This window comes from Chitinophaga sp. MM2321 (assembly GCF_964033635.1).
In the GTDB taxonomy this organism is placed as follows: domain Bacteria; phylum Bacteroidota; class Bacteroidia; order Chitinophagales; family Chitinophagaceae; genus Chitinophaga.
In genome coordinates this window covers 2,581,274-2,601,765 of the sequence record NZ_OZ035533.1, presented here as the reverse complement: position 1 = coordinate 2,601,765, position 20,492 = coordinate 2,581,274, and the positions used below count along the sequence as shown (strand labels likewise).

The 20,492-nt window shown below is 44.1% G+C and carries 21 protein-coding genes; 12 read left to right on the top strand and 9 right to left on the bottom strand.

The annotated features are described in order from the left end of the window. Positions 1-41 precede the first annotated feature (41 nt). Positions 42-350, bottom strand: coding sequence for a helix-turn-helix transcriptional regulator (locus tag ABQ275_RS10235; RefSeq protein ID WP_349318199.1), 309 nt, complete (start codon positions 348-350; stop codon positions 42-44). Further along, positions 331-678 carry a type II toxin-antitoxin system RelE/ParE family toxin gene (locus tag ABQ275_RS10230; protein WP_349318198.1) on the bottom strand — a complete coding sequence of 116 codons (348 nt, stop codon included), beginning with the start codon at positions 676-678 and terminating at the stop codon, positions 331-333. Before ABQ275_RS10230 ends, ABQ275_RS10235 begins: the two co-directional genes overlap by 20 nt. A 271-nt stretch (positions 679-949) precedes the next feature. On the opposite strand from ABQ275_RS10230, the gene ABQ275_RS10225 reads away from it, so the two are divergent. The 12 genes from ABQ275_RS10225 (at position 950) to ABQ275_RS10170 (ending at position 14,388) form a co-directional block, all read left to right on the top strand. Next, entirely contained in the window at positions 950-1,447 is a 498-nt protein-coding gene (locus ABQ275_RS10225) for a hypothetical protein (protein ID WP_349318197.1), read from the top strand. After that, the gene (locus ABQ275_RS10220; protein WP_349318196.1) at positions 1,434-1,823 is read left to right on the top strand and encodes a helix-turn-helix transcriptional regulator; all 390 of its coding nucleotides are present in this window, start codon (positions 1,434-1,436) and stop codon (positions 1,821-1,823) included. Before ABQ275_RS10225 ends, ABQ275_RS10220 begins: the two co-directional genes overlap by 14 nt. A gap of 45 nt (positions 1,824-1,868) precedes the next feature. Further along, positions 1,869-2,318 carry a hypothetical protein gene (locus ABQ275_RS10215; RefSeq protein WP_349318195.1) on the top strand — a complete coding sequence of 150 codons (450 nt, stop codon included), beginning with the start codon at positions 1,869-1,871 and terminating at the stop codon, positions 2,316-2,318. A gap of 13 nt (positions 2,319-2,331) precedes the next feature. Further along, the gene (locus ABQ275_RS10210; protein WP_349318194.1) at positions 2,332-2,661 is read left to right on the top strand and encodes a DMT family protein; all 330 of its coding nucleotides are present in this window, start codon (positions 2,332-2,334) and stop codon (positions 2,659-2,661) included. Between the two features lie 174 nt (positions 2,662-2,835). After that, a complete protein-coding gene (locus ABQ275_RS10205; protein ID WP_349318193.1) occupies positions 2,836-3,402 on the top strand; it encodes an RNA polymerase sigma-70 factor in 567 nt (188 codons plus the stop codon). Positions 3,403-3,483: 81 nt separating this feature from the next. Then, a complete protein-coding gene (locus ABQ275_RS10200; RefSeq protein ID WP_349318192.1) occupies positions 3,484-4,548 on the top strand; it encodes a FecR family protein in 1,065 nt (354 codons plus the stop codon). Positions 4,549-4,767: 219 nt separating this feature from the next. Then, a complete protein-coding gene (locus tag ABQ275_RS10195) occupies positions 4,768-8,010 on the top strand; it encodes a TonB-dependent receptor (protein ID WP_349318191.1) in 3,243 nt (1,080 codons plus the stop codon). Between the two features lie 8 nt (positions 8,011-8,018). Further along, entirely contained in the window at positions 8,019-9,470 is a 1,452-nt protein-coding gene (locus ABQ275_RS10190; protein ID WP_349318190.1) for a RagB/SusD family nutrient uptake outer membrane protein, read from the top strand. A gap of 292 nt (positions 9,471-9,762) precedes the next feature. Further along, the gene (locus ABQ275_RS10185; protein WP_349318189.1) at positions 9,763-12,246 is read left to right on the top strand and encodes a PIG-L family deacetylase; all 2,484 of its coding nucleotides are present in this window, start codon (positions 9,763-9,765) and stop codon (positions 12,244-12,246) included. 12 nt (positions 12,247-12,258) lie between these two features. Further along, the gene (locus ABQ275_RS10180) at positions 12,259-12,429 is read left to right on the top strand and encodes a hypothetical protein (RefSeq protein ID WP_349318188.1); all 171 of its coding nucleotides are present in this window, start codon (positions 12,259-12,261) and stop codon (positions 12,427-12,429) included. Between the two features lie 121 nt (positions 12,430-12,550). Then, entirely contained in the window at positions 12,551-12,682 is a 132-nt protein-coding gene (locus ABQ275_RS10175) for a hypothetical protein (protein ID WP_349318187.1), read from the top strand. Then, a complete protein-coding gene (locus tag ABQ275_RS10170; RefSeq protein WP_349318186.1) occupies positions 12,679-14,388 on the top strand; it encodes a sodium:solute symporter in 1,710 nt (569 codons plus the stop codon). The genes ABQ275_RS10175 and ABQ275_RS10170 overlap by 4 nt, the downstream gene beginning before the upstream one ends. On the opposite strand, the gene ABQ275_RS10165 is transcribed toward ABQ275_RS10170, so the two are convergent. The 7 genes from ABQ275_RS10165 to ABQ275_RS10135 form a co-directional block, all read right to left on the bottom strand. Continuing rightward, on the bottom strand, positions 14,366-14,629 hold the full coding sequence (locus tag ABQ275_RS10165) for a hypothetical protein (protein ID WP_349318185.1): 264 nt from the start codon (positions 14,627-14,629) through the stop codon (positions 14,366-14,368). The two genes, ABQ275_RS10170 and ABQ275_RS10165, sit on opposite strands and share 23 nt — an antisense overlap. Positions 14,630-14,686: 57 nt before the next feature. Further along, positions 14,687-16,813: a hypothetical protein gene (locus ABQ275_RS10160; RefSeq protein ID WP_349318184.1), complete on the bottom strand. Its 2,127-nt coding sequence runs from the start codon at positions 16,811-16,813 to the stop codon at positions 14,687-14,689. Positions 16,814-16,919: 106 nt separating this feature from the next. Further along, entirely contained in the window at positions 16,920-17,207 is a 288-nt protein-coding gene (locus ABQ275_RS10155) for a DUF1360 domain-containing protein (protein WP_349318183.1), read from the bottom strand. 195 nt (positions 17,208-17,402) lie between these two features. Continuing rightward, entirely contained in the window at positions 17,403-18,251 is an 849-nt protein-coding gene (locus tag ABQ275_RS10150; RefSeq protein ID WP_349318182.1) for a DUF2911 domain-containing protein, read from the bottom strand. Positions 18,252-18,304: 53 nt separating this feature from the next. Further along, positions 18,305-18,964, bottom strand: a complete 660-nt coding sequence (locus tag ABQ275_RS10145; RefSeq protein ID WP_349318181.1) for a response regulator transcription factor — start codon at positions 18,962-18,964, stop codon at positions 18,305-18,307. 120 nt (positions 18,965-19,084) lie between these two features. After that, entirely contained in the window at positions 19,085-19,894 is an 810-nt protein-coding gene (locus tag ABQ275_RS10140) for a histidine kinase (RefSeq protein WP_349318180.1), read from the bottom strand. After that, positions 19,881-20,489: a hypothetical protein gene (locus ABQ275_RS10135; RefSeq protein ID WP_349318179.1), complete on the bottom strand. Its 609-nt coding sequence runs from the start codon at positions 20,487-20,489 to the stop codon at positions 19,881-19,883. Before ABQ275_RS10135 ends, ABQ275_RS10140 begins: the two co-directional genes overlap by 14 nt. Positions 20,490-20,492 lie beyond the last annotated feature (3 nt).

Below are 20,492 nucleotides of genomic sequence, written 5' to 3'. Positions count from 1 at the left end.
TCGACAGGATTTGGACGACTTTAACAGGTTTTAAAATTCAATCAAAAATCAATTGATAAACTAACCTTTCCCCCTAATCCAATCTTAACGATTTTCTGTAAAGTGGAAAGCCTAACTTCTTTAATATCATTTTCAATTTTTGATATGTAAGATTTATTCTTCCCTACTTTAGCTGCAAGTTCCTCTTGTGTTAACCCCTTGGCTAACCTTGCTTCATGTAATAAAGAACCAAGTTTAAAAACTTCATACCCAGCTTCAAATTCTTCGCGCTTTTCGGCTCCACGTTTACCATGATGTTTATCAATGAAATCGTCAAGGGAAGTGAGGTTACTATTTTTCGTCTTTTTCATATTCACTTTTAATTTTCAATGCTTTTGTAATTTCATTCTTGGGTGTCTTCTGCGTTTTCTTTTGAAACCCATTCGCCAAAACAACTAGTTTCCCTTTATCAAAGAAACAGAATATTCGAAAAATGTCAGTGCGTTGCTTTATTCTCACCTCATATAACCCTTCTGTTCCTTCAAGATGTTTCAAATATGATTCTGGCACCCTCTCCAATTCTTCAATTGCTTTTAAAGTCCAGAGTATCTTATCCTGAACTTCTTTTTTCTGCTCTTTGAAAAAATTGTCAAAATGCTTCTTATAAAAAACGACTGTTCGATACTTCTTTGTTTCCACAGCACAAAGATACAGAAAAGTTCCCCTAAAGGACAACTAAAAATTCACTTCCTTTAAAATATTAAAAGCGAAATCATTCTTATTAATTGATTATTAATATTTTATATAGATATTTAAAACTAGTTATACATCACCATATACAATAGTATTTTTAGAAATCGTGAGAACCTAGTTAGTTGCTAAAAATAATTTGACAGAAATTAACTTTAATGTTAATTTAGATCCTACTTTACACCAACCAATCTTATCCTAACGTAAACCCCAAGTAAACGTGAATTACGAGATTATTGAATTACAGCAGTTCTCCGGAAAGCGGGCACATATTTACTCTATAATAATGGCTAATGAAGATATCAGTTTGTTTGAGCGTTTTGTGAGGACGCATATTTCGACATACAAAACGGAGTTGAATGCGATTACCAAACTATTAACTGCAATGGGGTGCAGCGTAGGCGTACAGGAAAAATATTTTAAAGTACAGGAAGGAATACCGGCTGCTGGCGTTAGTGCCTTATATGGACACATTGAAAAAAATCTTAGATTATATTGTATCAGATATGGCGCAGTACCAATCATAATAGGAGGGGGCGGTTCAGCCGCAGCGCAGCCACCCTCTTTGCAGAAGGGCGAAAAACCGGAAGAGGTGATAGCCATGATGAAAATTTCAAAAGATATTTTACATAAGATCCATGATGGCGCAATATACCGGTCGCCGGATGGTTCACAATTGAAAGGAGATCTAATCTTTAAAGACCATGACAAAGAATAATGAAGCAAGAAAATACAGTAGTAAAATTATTGCAGATCTGCTGGCAGGCATTACGCCCCTGGAAGATTTACAGATAGGAACTAAAATATTGCTGGCAGACCGTATCGGTAAGATCATGGACGACAGAGGCCTCAACAATAAAGACCTGGCAGCTAAAATGAGTAAAAGCCCTTCTGAGATTTCCCGGTGGCTGAGTGGAGGACACAATTTTACTATTGACACCTTGTCTGAAATCGCCATTGCACTGGAGGTGCCTATAGAACAGTTTTTTATACCAACACAGGTGAAAGTGGTAAGAGATATCCGCTTGTCACTAACGATAAAAGATGTAAAATCAAACGCACCATATTTTTCGCCGGTAGTGAGCAATTATTAGCCAATTGATCGTATTTTTCCTTTCTTCCCCGTATTAATATTCGCCATGCAAAAGAAAACACAGATAGTAAAAGTGGAGCCGGTTAACCTGGCACTCAAAGCAATCGAACTATTGGATAACACTATTCATTATCCTGGTGATCGGCCTGCATTGACCAGCTTCAATTTCAATCTAAATATTACCAGCAAAGCAGATGAAGAAAAAAGACTGCTGTTTGTTATCGTAAAAGTGGATGTAGCCAATGAAAATATACATCACCTGCTGGGTTCCATTACTGTCAGCTCCATTTATACCATCGATAATTTTGACGAGGTGGTAAAAATAAATGCTTCCGGCCAGCCGGATATGCCGGAACAACTGATAGAAACGTTGCACAGCACCTCCTTATCTACTACAAGAGGAGTAATGTTTGCTACATTTAAAGGAACATTCCTGCACAACGCATTGTTACCCATTATTATTCCCGGCTCACTTATAGAAGAAATAAACAAATAAATAATTTCGCATTATGCGCACTGTTCTTCTGCTCCTTGTTTCCAATACCTTTATGACTTTCGCCTGGTACGGACATTTGAAATACCAGGATACAGCACTCTGGAAAGTGATCCTCATCAGTTGGGGAATTGCCTTTTTTGAGTACTGCTTTATGGTACCGGCCAACAGGTTCGGTGCGCAGGAAGGGTTCAGCGGTTTTCAGCTGAAAACGATCCAGGAAGTAGTGACGCTAACAGTATTCAGCCTGTTCGCCATTTTTTTCCTGAAAGAACCGTTGAGATGGAACTACCTCGTATCCTTTATTCTTTTGATAGGCGCTGTGTTCTTTATGTTCAAGAAATAGGCAAAAGGTTCAGTCCGCCATAACAACGTACGACCGTTCCGGTTATAACAGCGTTTTACCTTGCCTTCCATTATAAAAAGACGATAGTGATTAAACCTAAAAAACAGATAAAATATAAAATTCCCACTTTACTCAGTATCTTTAATCACTTAATTCCGACTAAAAACTAAGTCATTGAGGGAAGAAGCGAATATACAATTGCTGGTGGAACGGGTAGCTTCGCTGGGAGATGAACAGGCCTACAAAGCCCTGTTCAGATTGTTTTATAAGCCACTCAGCCAATTTGCTTACTCTATTGTAAAATCGTGGGAATCAGCAGAGGAAATTGCTTCAGATGTATTTATGAATATCTGGAAAAACCGCGAGCGCCTGCTGCAGGTGGAAAACCTGAATGTATACCTGTATGTCTCCACAAAAAATATAGCCCTTAACTACTTAACGAAAGCCGCACGTACGCCCCATTTCAGCCTGGATGAACTAGCCGTGGATTTTAGTGTCAGCTACGCAACACCCGAACAGATCTTTATTTCCGGCGAAATGGTCAGGAAAATAGAAGCTGCCATCGATATGTTGCCCCCCAAAAGAAAAATGATCTTTAAACTGATCAGGGAAGACGGCCTGAAATATAAGGAAGTAGCCCAGATCCTGGATATATCTGTTAATACCATCGACGTACACATGGCCCAGGCGCTGAAAAAGATCAGCGAAGCGATTAACCTGTCCTTCATCAAATCAAAATAATTTATTTTTTTTTACCCGGAGTAGTAGATTTCTGTATACAGCTTGTCCTTCTATATACAATCATGCTTTTGTATCATCAACATGGAACAGGAAAGAATATGGTTATTGCTGGGAAGGAAAGTATCGGGTGAAGCCACGATGGCGGAGCTACGTGAACTGGAAGAACTGTTGCAGCAATTCCCTGAGTTACGATATAAATTTTCTGTGCTAAGTAGCTGGCAGGTGCCGGCGCCATGTGATGAGTGGACCCAAAAAACAACCGCTGCACTGGAAAAGCATCTCCTGAAAATGGAAGCAGCTTTTCCACAAGACCTCCCGGTGATCCCGGTGGTAGTCCCCCCGGCGCCAAAGGCAAAAAGCCGGATAGGGGTTATGGCAGTATTATCACTGCTGGTAGTAATGCTGGGTAGCTATTGTATATTCCTGCTAATGAACAAAGATGGGGAAACGAAAAAAGACGAGATAGCAGAAATACAGACCCACAACGGCTCCCGCTCAAAAGCAGTACTTCCGGATGGTTCTGAAATATGGCTCAACGGTGGCAGCAAATTAACCTACAATCCTGCCATGAACAAAAAAGGCACCAGGGAAGTGTTCCTGTCAGGAGAAGCATTTTTTAATGTAGCCCGGAATGCTGATAAACCCTTCATCATCCGCACCAGTACCATGGAAGTGAAGGTATTAGGTACTTCCTTTAACGTAAAGGCTTACCCTGGCGATAAAACCGCAGAAACATCTTTGATCAGCGGTGTGGTAGAAGTTACACCTCATCATGATGCCAGCCGGCGGATAAGACTGGCACCCAATCAGAAAATAATTATCCGGGGAACCCAGGAAGGCAATACCAGACCCGGTTTGGGATATAGTATAGAAAATATAAAACAGCTTCCGGAAGATAACATGATCGGCGAAACAGCCTGGCGTGATAACATCCTGGTATTTGACAATGAAAGATTCGAAGATATTGCGCTGAAAATGGAACGTTGGTACGACATCAAAATACATCTGACTAATAATAAATTAAAGAATTACCATTTTACCGGCACCTTTAAAAATGAATCATTTCCTGAAATACTGGAAGCACTGAAGGTTACAACATCATTCCATTGCCGTATAACAGGTAATGAAGTATTTATTAACCCATAATAGGTTACGTACAACAAAAAAAAGATACCAATTGCATAAAAAAAGGGCAAATGCTGGAAACATTTACCCTTTGTTGAGATCCAACGGCAGATTACTTCACTTGGCAATGCAGTCCTGTCGTCGTTTTATTGACCTTTAACAACCATAAATGTATGGAAAAAAATCATACATTATGTAATCCTTTTGCATACGAAAACAATAGGAAAAGTTGTTCTGAAAATGAAATTGGTATCCTTTATTATTCTTTTTACCTGTTTACACGGGATCAGTGATGTGTATGGTCAACATGCGCGTCTCTCCGTGAAAGCAGATGAAATGCCCTTAATCCGCCTGTTGAAGTTGATTGAACAGAAAAGCAATTGTCGTTTCGTATACCGGAATGATCTGCTGCCAGCCAACAGCAGGATATCTGTTAATATGAAAGATGAATTATTAGAAGACGTATTGAACAAAATTCTGAAGAATACGGGTCTGACTTTTAAACATCTTTCTGATAACCTGATAGCTATTGCTCCGGGAAACACAGTGATGGAAGGCATACATATCAGCGGTCGCGTAACAGATCTTACCGGGCATCCATTGCCTGGTGTGACAGTGCGTATTGCTGGTTTAAACAAAGGCGCTACCACAGATGGCAGTGGGGAATTTCAAATGGAAGCACCCTCAAATGCCATGCTGATCTGCTCTTTCATTGGTTATGAAGAGCAGCGGGTACCGATAAATGATCGAAAGGAATTCGATATAATATTAAAGGATGATGCCAGGGGCCTGAATGAAGTTGTAGTGGTGGCCTATGGTGTTCAAACAAAAGGTTCTTTGACAGGTTCAGCTACTACAGTAAATGCTTCTCTTTATGATAAAGCACCACGTAGCAGCTTCCAGGAAAGTTTACAGGGAAATGTACCGGGATTGCAATCCACCAATGGCTCCGGTCAGCCGGGCTCTGTGCCCAGCGTCCGTATCCGGGGTATAGGCTCTATCAATGCGGGTAGTTCGCCGCTCTACGTAGTAGATGGTGTACCGGTAGTTACAGATGATCTCACAGATTATAATGTGAACTCACTGGCCGGTATCAACAGTGCTGACATTGCATCCATCTCTGTGTTGAAAGATGCAGCGGCGGCTTCTATTTACGGCTCCCGTGCTGCCAATGGCGTGATCCTGATCACAACGAAAACCGGCAGTACAGGAAGAACAAAGATCGACGCATCTGTACAACGTGGTACCAACCAGCTCACCATCGCAAAGAAAAATTATCCGCTTAATACCAGTGAGATGATGGAACTGCTGCGGGAGGGTTGGGCCAATAAGGCGGATGGTACCGGCGAAGCAGGATTTCAACAGGAAATCAAGGCCCGCGGTATAGATACAACCGTTAATACCAATTGGATAGATGTACTTACCCGTCATGGTGGTTTTACCCAGGCTAATTTATCCGCCGCAGGCGGAAATGCAAAAACAAAATTTTACGTGTCCGGCGGTTACTACGATTCTAAATCTGCTTTGAGAGGCGTAGACTACAAACGGCTGACGGGCAAAATGAATCTCATCAATAATGCTACCGACAGGCTCTCTTTTGATGTGAACCTGTCGCTCGGCTATCAGCGTGCAAATGCCGTAGGCGATGAGGGCCTGCTGGCCAACCCGGTTCGCTCACTCGCACGGGTACAGCCCTGGCTGAAGGTTTACAACAACGATGGTTCTTATGATTTCAGTTACAACAGTACATTCAATCCGGTAGCCATCATGAATGGTGTTACGCGTACCGGCACTATATATGGTTTGCTGGGTGGCGCCGGCGCCAAATACAGGTTCACCGATTTTCTCACTTTTGAAACGAAGATCAGCCTGGATTTAAACTATGCGCGCAGTAATTCTTTCTATTCACCGGAATTTGGTGATGGCAGAAATACCAATGGCCGTGCCTCCGTCAATAACAGCTTATGGAACAACTGGGTATCTACCAACATCCTGCGTTTCAACCGGCAATGGGGCTATCATGGATTAAATGCCTTCGCAGGTTATGAAGCGCAAAAGACAACAAATACGGGCAATTCCTCTGCAGCTACTAATTTCCTGCCAGGCATGCAGCAGCTCGCAGATGCATCAACCCCCGAATTTGTTTCTTCTGTGAATGCCGTAAATGCTTTAACAGGCGTATTACTAAATACAAGTTACAACTACAAACAAAAATATTATCTCTCCGGCTCTATCCGCCGTGATGCGTCATCACGCTTCGGAAGAGACAAGAGGAGTGCTTTTTTCTGGTCATTGGGCGCTGCATGGAATATTTATAAAGCATCTTTTTTGCAGGACATCCCAGGAATAAACGAATTAAAGATACGTGCTAGCTATGGCAGCAACGGAAACCAGGCTATTGATAATTATGCTTCTTTGTCGTTATACAATCCGGCAAACGATTATGATGGGAAACCGGGGTATGTGCTAAGTCAATACCCCAATTCCTATCTTACATGGGAACAGAATAAACCATTCAATGCAGGACTTGATTTTGCACTGCTTAAAAATCGTATATCCGGTACCGTAGAATACTACAACAGGATCACTTCCCGCCTGTTACTCAATGTACCGGTATCGTCCACAAACGGTATCACCACTGTGTTCCGTAATAACGGAGAAATGCGGAACAGCGGTCTGGAGATTTCACTTTCCTCCCGTAACATCATTGAAAAAGAAGAGAAAGGGTTCTCCTGGAGAACAGATCTTAACTTCTCTACTTTAAATAACAGGATTACGAAGTTGGATAACCCGATCACCAGTACTTATACTTATAAGCGGGAAGTAGGGGTAGATTTTTACCAGTTCTTCCTCGTTGGATATGCCGGCGCAGATCCGCAAACAGGAGAGGCGCTATGGTATAAGGATGCTACAAAAACCACCACCACCAACGTTTATGGCGAAGCACAACGTTTCAATCAGGGTAGTGCGCTACCAAAGTTTTATGGGGGTGTCACCAACTACCTGAGTTACAAAGGATTCGACCTGAGCTTCCAGTTCTTTTATAACTGGGGTAATAAAGTATATGATAACTGGGGCGCTTTCACGGAATCTGACGGCAGCGGCGGATTTGGAGGAACCTCCAAAATGTCGCGCCTGATCTATGAAAACCGCTGGCGTCAACCCGGCGACCATACCAACATTCCGAAAGTAGTGTATGGTGGTACGCAAACAGGATTGAGCAATCAGACATCATCCCGGTTTTTATATGATGGCAGTTTTATACGGCTGAGAGATTTGTTGCTGGCTTATAATCTGCCCAAAGGATACCTGGCAAGGACGGGTATCAACGATGTACGGGTGTATGCAAGAGCCAATAATCTATGGACTTTTGTAAAAGATAAACAGCTGACAATGGACCCGGAAGTACCGGTAACAGGGGATTATGATCAACGTCCACCGGTATTTAAAACGTTGCTGGTAGGTGTGGATATAAATTTTTAATGTAGACAATGTTGAAACGTTATACATATTGCGTATTGGTATTGGTATTGCTAACCGGCATGGTGGCCGGTTGTAATAAGGATTTCCTGGAACTGAAACCGGAACAAGCGACAGAAACGAAGAATGCTATTAAAGATTTACCGGGACTGCGTGCAGCTATCAGCGGCGTGTATTCCCTGATGCAGAATGAAAATTATTATGGCCGCACCGTACCGTTATTACCGGATCTGCGCGCCGATAATGGATTTATCAGTGTAATCAACAATAATCGCTACCGCAACCAGGACCAGTATATTGTTACCGCTAATGACGTGTACACAACGGATACCTGGAACCTGTTATACAGTGTGGTAGCCAACGCCAATATGGTGATTCAGTATGGCCCGCATATCTTCCTGCTGCCCGCAGCAACAGATAGTGTGGAAGCGAAACAGATCGTTGCAGAGGCTTATGCCATCAGGGCGCTGGTGTTTTTTGATCTGTCCAGGTTGTATGCACAGCCTTACAACCGTACTGCGGATGCATCGCACATGGGCATACCACTGGTGACCACAACGAACATCGATTCTGTTCAATCACCATCACGCAGCACCGCTAAACAAACCTATGATCAGATCATCAGTGATCTGAGAACAGCCATCAGCAGGTTTGAAGAAAGTAAAAGCACTGCTTTTTCTTCCGGTCGCATAAATATTTATTCGGCTGCAGCGTTGCTGTCGAGGGTGTTATTATATAAAGAAGACTGGGCAGGCGCCGAAAAGTATGCGGATACCGTGATAAATGAAAATAAATATAAGCTGCTGGAGAGCGAGGCGCTGACAGCTGATTTTAGCAAAACAGGCAACAGCGAAACGATCTTTGAAGTCATCAATACACCGGTAGATAACCGCGGTGCAGATGCACTCAGTTATATGTTCAGCCAGGATGGTTACGGCGATGTACTGGCAACAGATGACCTATTTAATATTTATGCAGCGAAAGATGTGCGGCTGGGCTTTCTGAAGCGTGATAAAAGAGCGGGTAACGGCGGTGAGAATCCGGCGAACATCATTACTAAATATAAAGATGTGACCATGTTCAGTGAAGGTATCAAGGTAATACGACTGGCGGAACTTTACCTGATCCGTGCGGAAGCACGGGCTCACCTGGAAAAAGATCCCCAGGCACAGGCAGATCTGAACCGTATTGTAAGCAGGGCCGATCCTGGTGCAATACCTGTTGTGGCTACCGGTCCTGCGCTGCTGCGTGCCATTGCCATGGAAAGGCGCAAGGAGCTTGCTTTTGAAGGGCACCGGCTTTTTGACCTGGTACGTACCACTGCATCTTTTACGAAGTACCTGGCAAGTAATAAAACAATTGCCGTGGCATTGCCCGGTACAAAGATAATCTTACCCATCCCGCAAAGGGAGCTGGATGCCAATCCAAATATACGCCACCAGCAGAACGAAGGTTACAATTAATCTAAACCTCACCTTTGTTAATAATTGGTTTTTGCAAACTGGTTGGTTTTTGCTTATGTATTATGTGTAGGTCCCGGTGAATCACCGGGACCTTTTTTTACCAAGATTATAAAGATTATGAAGATTTACAGGATTGGTATAGTAGAATGACCTGGATTATCGGAAAAACTATATAGGTACCTTCGCTTAAATCTATCTTATCAATCCTGTAAATCCTCATAATCTTTATAATCTTGGTAAATCTTGGGCAATAAATTACTATTTTGCCTACTTGTAAATTATTCAATAGCACATGTTTTTAAGAATCTATACCGTATTGGCTTTATTTCTACTGGTGGTAGCGGGCTTGCCTGCTATGGCACAGCCTTCACCCGTATGGAATGCAGCCGACATAAAACTACAGCTCAACAAGCTGGACACTTTAGGTAGCGTGCTATACCTGGCCGCTCATCCTGATGACGAAAACACCCGCTTACTGGCTTATCTGGCCAAAGAAAAATTATACAGGACGGGATATTTGTCGCTCACCCGTGGTGATGGCGGACAAAACCTGGTAGGCAATGAGCAATCTGAGTTGCTGGGGCTGGTCCGTACACAGGAGTTGCTGGCTGCACGTCGTATCGATGGGGCGGAACAGTTTTTTACCCGTGCACAGGATTTTGGCTTCTCCAAAAATCCAACAGAAACTTTTACTATCTGGGATAAAGAAAAGATCCTGGGAGATGTAGTATGGATGATCCGCAAATTTCAACCGGATGTTATCATCTGTCGTTTCCCTGCGGATAGCCGTGCAGGTCATGGGCATCATACTGCCTCTGCGATGCTTGCTGCGGAAGCCTATACCGCCGCCGCTGATCCCAAACGTTACCCGGAACAATTGAAATATGTAAAGGCCTGGCAGGCCAAACGCCTGTTATGGAATACCTTTAATTTTGGCAGTACCAACACGATATCAAACGATCAGTTTAAGTTAGATGTAGGCGCCTTCAATTACCTGCTTGGCAGGGGTTATGGAGAGATAGCCGCTGAAAGTCGCTCCCAGCATAAGAGCCAGGGGTTTGGCGTTTCCGCTGGCCGTGGAAGTTCTTATGAATATTTTGCAACCATCAAAGGCGATACCCCCGAAGAAGGATTGCTGGATGGCGTAAATACCGGCTGGTCACGCATTCCCGGTGGTAATGCGGTAGAAACACTGGTAAATAAAGTGATACAGTCCTATAAGATGGAAGACCCCGCCGCTTCCGTACCTACGCTGCTGGAGATCCGTAAAACCATCCAGGCATTGCCGGAAGGTTACTGGCGTAATCTCAAACTCAAAGAAACGGAGCAGCTCATTTATGCCTGCGCAGGCTTGTGGGTAGAAGCTTACAGTGCTTCGCCAACGGTAGTGCCGGGGTATAATATGGAAGCAACCGTGCAGCTGATCAACAGGGGACGGTTAAAAGTAACCCTGCAACAAATCGATCTTCCAGGAAAAAATAATATTGTTCCCTCACAGGAATTATCTTTTAATAAGTTTACCAGCATTTCCAATACACTCCAGGTGCCGGCTAATACACCGGAATCACAGCCCTATTGGTTATCTGAATCACATCCTTTAGGTACTTATATCATCAAAGATCCTTTGCTGGTGGGCAACCCGGAAAATATTCCGGCGTTGCAGGCACAGATCAGGCTGAAGATCGAAGGACAGGATTTTGTATTGAACCGCCCGCTGCAATATAAATACACGGATCCTGTAAAAGGAGAGCTGTATGAACCACTGGCCATTGCACCGCCGGTAACAGGCGACTTAAATAACCAGGTATACATTTTTACTGATAATAAACCACAGGCCATTCCTGTAAAACTCCAGGCCATGGCTGATGGCGTGCATGGCACGGTAAGACTGCAATTGCCCACCGGCTTCCGTGTGGAGGAAACAAGCCTGCCATATCAACTGGCGAAGAAAGGGGATGAGGTAGAACTCCGGTTCAATATCAGTCCGGTGAAAGCGGCCACTGCCAACTACGTAGATACGTTTACGGTAGTAATGAATTGTAACGGCAAAGACTACACGCAAGGAATACAGCAGATCCGCTATGATCATATTCCGGTTATCACCTTGTTTCCACCGGCAGCAGCACGGCTTGTTACGGTAGACCTGAAACACAACGGCAACAAACTGGGATATATTCCGGGTGCCGGTGATATGGTCGCCGCTTCCCTGCGACAGGTAGGTTATGATGTAACTGAGCTGGGAGAGAAGGATATTATGGGCGGACACCTGGAACAGTATGATGCGATCATCACAGGGGTGCGTGCTTACAATATCAATCCCCGCATGAAATACTGGCAGCCTCACCTGATGCAATATGTGAGTAACGGCGGAACACTGCTCATACAATACAATGTCAGCAGCCCATTGGTCACAAGCGACCTGGGGCCGTTCCCGTTCAGTCTTTCCCGTGACAGGGTCACAGATGAAAATGCGGCCGTCACCTTCATTGATCCGAAAGATCCGGTGCTGCATTATCCCAATAATATTACCGCCGGTGATTTTAATGGCTGGGTGCAGGAACGTGGGTTATATTACCCGGTGAACGTCGATAAGTCTTACAATAAACTATTCAGCATGCATGATAAAGGAGAATCCCCACTGGATAACTCTACGATCATTGCAACATATGGCAAAGGCAGATACGTATACACCGGCTTGTCATTTTTCCGGCAGCTGCCTGCAGGGGTGCCTGGCGCGTATCGTTTATTTGTAAACCTGATTTCTGAAAAAAAATAGTGTCTAAGGAAGATGAGTAGTAAACATGTAGAAAACCGTCCCAGGATGCGAATAGCTGCCGTACTGTGCATTGTCCTCGGACTGCTGATCGGATTTGGTATCAAAAGAGTGCATATCGGTTTGCTGATAGGGGTGGGACTGGGCTTTCTTACCGGTAGCCTCTGGGGCAAAAGCAATAATTAAAATTTTGAGATTTTTTATTTACCTATTTAGAAATTTAAACAACATAACGTGATTTAAATCTCTAAATAAGTAAATAAAAAAATCCTCAAATAAATATATAACCTGTAATTCCTGTTCTACCATGACAGATAAAGACCTGCATGACGAGAAACCACCGTTGTTTCCATCGTGGGGCTACTGGTACGTAGTCGTAGTAGCGTGGCTACTGATATTAATCATTGTATTCTACTTATTCACCAAAACGTATTCATGAGTCTATTAGATTGGATCGTGCTCATTTCCACGCTCACGATTATAATATTATATGGTATCTGGAAAAGCCGTGGAAAGCAGAATATGGATAGCTATTTCCTGGGCAACCAGTCTATGCCCTGGTACATCATATTGTTGTCTATCATCGGTACACAGGCCAGCGCCATCACATTTATTTCCGCACCCGGTCAGGCTTATACGGACGGGATGCGTTTTGTGCAGTATTATTTTGGTCTGCCACTGGCTATGGTGGTGCTTTGTATCACCTTCGTTCCGATCTTTCATAAGCTGAAAGTTTTTACGGCTTATGAATTTCTGGAGCAACGCTTTGACCTGAAAACACGCACACTTGCATCCGCATTGTTCCTTATTCAACGCGGACTGTCCACCGGGATCAGTATCTGCGCGCCTTCCATTATCCTGTCTTCCCTGCTTGGCTGGAACCTTTACTGGACCAATATGGTCATGGGTGGATTGCTGATCATCTACACGGTTGCAGGAGGCACCCGTGCGGTAGCCTATACACAAACATTGCAGCTGTTCATCATCTTCGGGGGCATGTTCCTCGCGGGTTGGATGGTGGTGCATTTATTACCGCCTGATATCGGACTGAAAGAAGCCCTGCACGTATCCGGCAAAATGGATAAACTGAATGTGATTGTAACGAAGTTCGACTGGAAGGATAAATATAATATCTGGAGTGGATTGATAGGGGGCTTTTTCCTGGCACTATCTTATTTTGGTACTGATCAGTCGCAGGTGGGGCGCTATCTCACGGCCCGCTCTGTGAGAGAAAGCCGGATGGGTTTATTAATGAACGGACTGGTAAAAGTACCCATGCAATTTGTGATCCTGCTGATTGGTGCGATGGTATTTGTATTTTATCTCTACTTCCGGGCGCCTATCTTCTTTAATGAAGGTCAACTGGCGAAGGTGCATAACACCGAGCAAGGGCCTGCACTTACACAGCTGGAAGGAGAATATAATGCGTTGGGGACTATCAAACAACAACAGGTAAAAACGCTGGCGGCGGCACTGGAATCGGAAGATGCCGCACAGGTGGCGATAGCTAAAGAAGCCCTGCTGCAAACAGACGACAAGGCACTAGCAGTAAGACAGGAAGCCCTGACACTAATCAAAAAAGCAGATCCTACCGCTGATACGAATGATACTAACTATATCTTTTTACATTTTGTTGTAAACAGTCTGCCAAAAGGATTAGTAGGCTTGCTGATCGCCATCATTTTCCTGGCATCGTGGGGCAGTATTGCCGCAGCCCTCAATTCACTGGCATCTACCACGGTGATTGATGTATACAAGCGTTTGTACAATGAAGAAGCTACGCCGGAGCATTATCTCAAAATATCCAGGTTCTCCACACTGATATGGGGGGTGTTCTGTATCGTGGTAGCACAGTTTGCCAGCGGCCTGGGCAGCCTGATAGAAGCCGTGAATATATTGGGGTCCTGGTTTTACGGTGTTACGCTCGGTATTTTTATGGTGGCTTTTTATGTGAAAAAAGTAGGGGGCACTGCCACTTTCTGGGGTGCAATAGCTGCAGAAGCGGTGGTGTTGATCATGTACTGGCTGGAGCAGGTATCTTTCCTGTGGCTCAATGCTATCGGGTGTATCATGGCTGTATTGTTTGCACTATTGATCCAGGCATTCCTGCCACCGAAACGGCCTAGTCCAGTTTCAGCAGGTTAGGCACCTCTTCCAGGAAATGCGCGTCTCTTTTGTCTACCCACAACACAGCGCCTTTTCCTGTAAAGCGGTATTCTTTGCCGGTAATCTGTCCGGTAGTAGAAAGCATACTATTGCCCATGTATTGGAAGGTAAAAACGTCTTCCTCGTTAAATGGCTCCTGTGGCCAGGTTTCAGGTGCAGGGAAAGGCGTAATTGCTTTCTGACGGATCAGGCCAGCCCTTTTATTGCCGCAACAACCCATAAAAAAAGATTTTAAGGCTCCGGATTTACACCCGGAGCCTTGTAATGAATGAATGTTTTATTTTTTATCCAGTACACAGAAACCTTGCAGACCATAACTGTAATGTCCCAGCTGGGAACTGCCTACAATACTTCTGTCATTACCCTGGATCCAGATATTATAACCACAGGAAACAGTGGTAGCTGGCATATGCAGCTTCCAGGTTCCTGACTGACCACTGCTCGGCAATGTGCCGCCAGTATAAGAAAGTGCAGACACACCCGGAACACCGTCGATGTCAAATACAGCACCTGGTATACCCGGTGTTACATAAATGGTCATACCGCCGCAATCGGAATCGGTGATGGAATAAGTACCTTCCATAACATCTCCCGGCAGGAATTTACCACAATTACCGGCGCCGCTGGTAATGGCAATAGCCACTACAGGACCAGCTACATTGGCATTGAAGTCCACCGCATTGCTATAGTAAATAATGCCTGTATTCAGATCCCATACTTCCAGTCTTACACTATGAACGCCGTCAACAGCAGGGGTGTAGGCGCCAAAGTAATTATCTACAATCACCGTATTGGTAGCAGGATTGGCGAGATAGTTAATCCATCCGGCTGCATCTGGTATCAGCGTAATCAGGGGAGAGATGATACCAAAAGTATCCGTGTGCAAGTTAACTTTATCCATTACCGGATGTTCTGATCCGCCCGGAGCTGTGATCAGGATCTTGTATTTGTAACTGTGGGTACTCTGGTTAAAGAACAATCCTCTGAAAGTGGTGTTGCCCGCAAACGGACTGTTATTGGCAACGAATCCCAGCGTATGCAAACCGTAAGCATTTTTATTAATAGGATTAATATCACTTACCGGCATACCGCCCACCAGTTCAATAAATGGTTTGAAGTTTCCAGGGTCTACACCGGAAGGCAGTGGTTTAATTTCTACATTGCATTCTTCCCAGTCGCCCCATGGTGCCACCCAGTTTGGATCTACCGGGGGAACGAGGTTCCAGGAAAGTACTACACGCAGTTTGGCTTTACCGGTAATGCACCAGGCCTTCTGGTATTTGTCGAGCGAGATGTGCAGCGGTGCATTGTACCATAGGCCGCCTTGCGGAATGGGGATGTCATGAACGGTAACGTAAGTGGTACCCATAAACACCCATCCTGCGCCGAAATCCATATAATACGCCAGGTATTCCCTCGAACCTTTTGAACATAAGTTGCCGGAGTAACCCACGTTCTTTTTTACTTCGATGGCTGCATTCAGGGTATCAAAATTCCGGTTCAGACCTACACAGTGTACTTCTTCATAGGTAGTATTAAATTTTTTTAGTTTGATGAAATCCAGGATGGACTTCAGATCGAGGTTGTATTTTTTAAATACTTCGTATTGGTCGGCAGACAGGAGCTCCTGGTTTTTCAGGGTATCATTGGCGAATGAATACCCGATACGGGCATCCTCTACTTCTTTACCATATTGCCGTTTGATGTCAATCAAAGTCGGGTTGTTGCTGATGACCGGTGTATATTCATGGGTGATCAGTGCCTGGTCCAGCAGCTCGTATTGTTTTTCGTTGAGCTTCACATCTATCTGGCCGAATACGCCGGTAAGATAACAGATGAACCCAGTTCTGGATGGTGCCTGCACCCTGGCTTCCAGCACATTGCCCCAGTTGGGCAGCCAGTTGGGTACACCCGCAGGAGGTATCTTATTCCAGGACAGGATGGCCCTGATGAGGGGCAGCACGGGTGTTCTGTCGCAACAGCTTTTCCTTTTGGAAACAAAGGGGATGGCCAGCTCATAACAGAAGTCATCGGTATAACCCAGGTCGTGTGCATCAAAATCGGTGATGCCTTCGTCTTCCCAGGAAGCGCCATTGTCGTAACTGGCGTAGAAACGCACATACTCTTTGCTACCTTTTGTACAGGGGCCGCCACTGTATCCGGAGGCTTGTTTTATTTTTACGATGGCACTCAGCCTTTGTATGTCCGGCTTGTAGCTGACACAGGTGAGTTGTTCAAAAAAAGTGTCGCTGAGGATACTTAGAACGGGTTTAAATTTTTCATTGAAAATACTGTTACTGTCCTGGATGCCAAAGTAGTTGGGGTTTTCCAGTAGTAACAGGTGAAGGTTTTGCCGTAGACCGATGGCCTTGGTGGCGTCGGTTTTTCTTTCATTTGCGCTCATAAAGAATCGATTTTTGGGGTTAATGAAATCTTTTTACGCAGGAAAATCTAAGGACTCTTCCTTCCGGAAGTATACGGAGGAAGGAAGGCTGTTTTTCAATCTCAGACTATTGATTTTTGTGCCCGGATACCAGTTGTTCGATGATAATAGCTGCACCGGATAATGCCAGCCAGTATACAATGCGTACAGGCCAGGTGTCGCCGAGGAGAAGAGCGGAAGGTATGGCTGTCCAGATACTCAGACAGTAGAAACAATCCATCATCTTACCGACCTGACTGTTGCCCATCATTTTGCGTAGTTTGAAAATCATGTCAAACGGTCCATCTTCCGCTTGCACCAGGTGCGTGATCCGCCAGGTAGCCAATATACAAACGAAGAATAAAAGCCAGTCCATTTGGGGTGTATTGGTTTGCTGGATTTCGATTTATTGATTCAGGGGTCGCCGGGGGTTGCAGCTTATAGTTATGTCATTCTCTTTTTCAGAAAACAAAGGTACATTAATTTAATATACGCAACCGTTATCTGTTTGTTAGCAACAAAAAAGCAGGCGTAAGCATATTGCTCACGCCTGCCAATGGTAACTTTTTTATTATTTTATTGTTGCGAGCAGCTTGTTGTTCAGCTCTACGTAATCATCATTCTTTGCTGCCTTAGCCAGCTCAATAGACTTCAAAGCCGCTTCCTTGGCGCCTTTCGTGTCTTTTGCTTTAGCATGGATCCGGGCTTTCTGGTACCATACCCAAAATGCATCCGGGGTTTGATCTGCTGCCAGGTCAATCCATTCTACCGCTTTTTTAATATCGCGGTTGTTTTCATAATAGTATACAGCCGCCTGGAAATAAGGCTTCTTGTCAGACTGCATGGCTTCGTCGATCTGCGACATGATCTTGCTGTCAATGTCAGCAGTGATCACCACCGGAACTTTGGTCTTGTCCCAGTTGATAGAGAGGACCATGGAGGAAGACAATACCTTTTCAAATTCAATGCTGAAGCTTTCCTGGGAGACAGGCACGGTTACCGGCGTAACTTTTACGCGGGCCACATCATTCTCTGGTTTGTAGGCAGCGGGGCTGGTTACATCAAGGCTGCTGGTGAGGATCACGGTCCATTGTTTGGCACCGGGGATGGTGAGCAAACCGTATTTACCGGCTTTCACATCAACGCCACCGAATTTTACATCCTCACCGAAAGTAAGGGTAGTAGCGGAGTTGGCGCCGGTTCTCCAAACTTTATTGTAAGGTACCAGGTCGCCCATTACCACCCTGCCTTTTTTAACCGGGCGGGAGTAGTTCAGTTCTACACTGGATAAAGCAAAATCCTGTTTTACAGATTGTGAAGGACTGGGAGCTGGCATTTTAATTCCCTGTGCTAAAGTTGTGCCGGCGTACATCAGCAGCATTGCGCCTGCTGTTGCCGCAAAGGTTCGTAAAGTTCTCATATTAAGTGATTTTAATTGGTGGCAAAATCAAATCCGGATGTGCAATCCGGTGGTTATTCAATCAGCCCGTTTCTAAATGCATACAGTACAAGGCCTACGCTGTTTTTTACGCTGAGTTTTTCCAGCAGTTTTTGCCGGATACCCTCCACGGTACGGGGGCTCAGGAAGATCTGTTCTGAAATTTCCTGGGTGGTGTATTCACCGCAGATGAGTTTTAATACTTCTTCTTCGCGCTCGTTTAGGTGGATTTCGTTTTTGAGTGTAGGTTTAAATTGTTGTTTGTTTTTATGCAACACCTTTTTCAGGAGTGCCAGGTTTACATTTTCATTAAAGTAAAAACCCTTATCATGGGTAGTACAGATGGCTTCATAAATTTCTTCGGGTTCGGCATTTTTTAACAGATAGGCATTTGCACCGTTTTCCATGAGATGTATAATAAAGTTATCATCTTCATACATGGTCAGGATGATAATTTTCACATCCGGGTATTTCTCTCTTACCTTAATAGTGGCTTCAATGCCATCCATGTTGGGCATTTTAAGATCCATGAGAATAACGTCCGGCTGTTGTTGTTGCTCCATGATCTGTAATAGATGCACCCCATCATCTGCTTCAAAAATGAAGCTGATATTTTCGTACGGAATCAATGTGTTGATCACTCCACTGCGGAAAATTTTATGATCATCCGCAATTGCCACTTTAATGTGCGCCATAGGTGGACGGTTTATAGAGAAATTCTATTATTTTATTGTTAATAAATTACTGCAAGTCATGCTGTTACAAGTGGGTACATCACAACCGGATGGCAATTTAGTAATAAAACAACATAAGTATCAACTATTATGTGTTGGCGACTGGTAATTTTCTACACTGATAGTAGCGGTGGTACCTTGTGGTGTTCTTGCAGTGAAGTTAATATTTCCACCGATAATATTCAGGCGGCTGCCAATATTTTTAAGGCCAAGGCTCCCGGTCTTTTTCCTGGATGCTTCCAGGGAGGGGAGTAGCTGGCCGTTGCCATCATCTTCTACGGTAATGGTCAGCAGGGAAGGACTGGTCTGGTAAGTGATAGTTACTTCCTGTGCTTCGGCATGTTTCAGGATGTTATTGAGCAGTTCCTGTACCACGCGGTATACGTTGAGTGCTTTTTCCCTGTCAACCGTTTGCCCGTTAGTGGTTTTATGGAAAGACACTTTCACCTGTTTGTTTTTATTCATCAGGTTGCAGAAAGAGTCCAGCGCATGTGCCAGGCCCAGGTTGTCCAGTGCCTGCGGGTGCAGACTTTGGGAGATAAACCGTAATTGCTGGATAATAGTGTCGGTGAAATCTTTGGTTTCTTTGAGCCTTTCGGTTTCACCGTTACCGGTTTTGAGAAGGGGCTGCAGGCCACCCAGGTTGAGTTTCAGTACAGAAAGCTGTGCACCTACTTCATCGTGCAGGTCTTCCGCTATTCTTTTTCTTTCCTGTTCCTGACCTTGTAAAACTGCGATGAGGCGTTCACGTTGGAGCTGTAAGTCTTTATCTCTGATAGCAAGTTTATATTGGATAACCTGCTTTTGTTGCAGCATTACCAGTAATATCACAATGACCCCCAGGATTAACATTACTGTAGTACCAATTACAATAATATCAATTATCTGCATACCCGAATCTTTTAATTTTTGAAAGACCAATATACAGCAGAATCATTGATATTATCCCAACTATATAATTAATTGATATTAAGGTTAGTGTCATTTCCAGGTTCCCTATTCCGCTGCCTTGGATAAGATTGTAACTCAGAGAGAATAGAAAGGTACTGCAAAAATACAGAAAGAGGCCTGCATTATACCAGAAAACCGGTAAGCTGTTGATGTAGATAGCACGTTCAATCAGGGCTTTGTCTGCCAGCAACTGAAGGAAAAATATTGCGCCATAGGCAAGGATGATAATAGATTTTATACCGGCGGAAATAGAGTTGTAAGACCGGATACCTTCAATTTTGAAGAAATCAAGTGCAAATACGATTAAAATGATGGCGGGCATTATTTTAATCACTGTTTTAATCTTCGGGTTGTTAATACATAGATAATAGAATACGGATAGGATTACAAATTGTACGAAATGCATCACACTGAAAAACCACATATTATTTCTGAAAATTTCAGCCAGAATAGCTGATCCTGCTGCAAATATCACACTGCTCAATATGTAGTAGAAGACCCATTTCGTAGGGGTGTCGAATTGCTGGTACTTCATTAT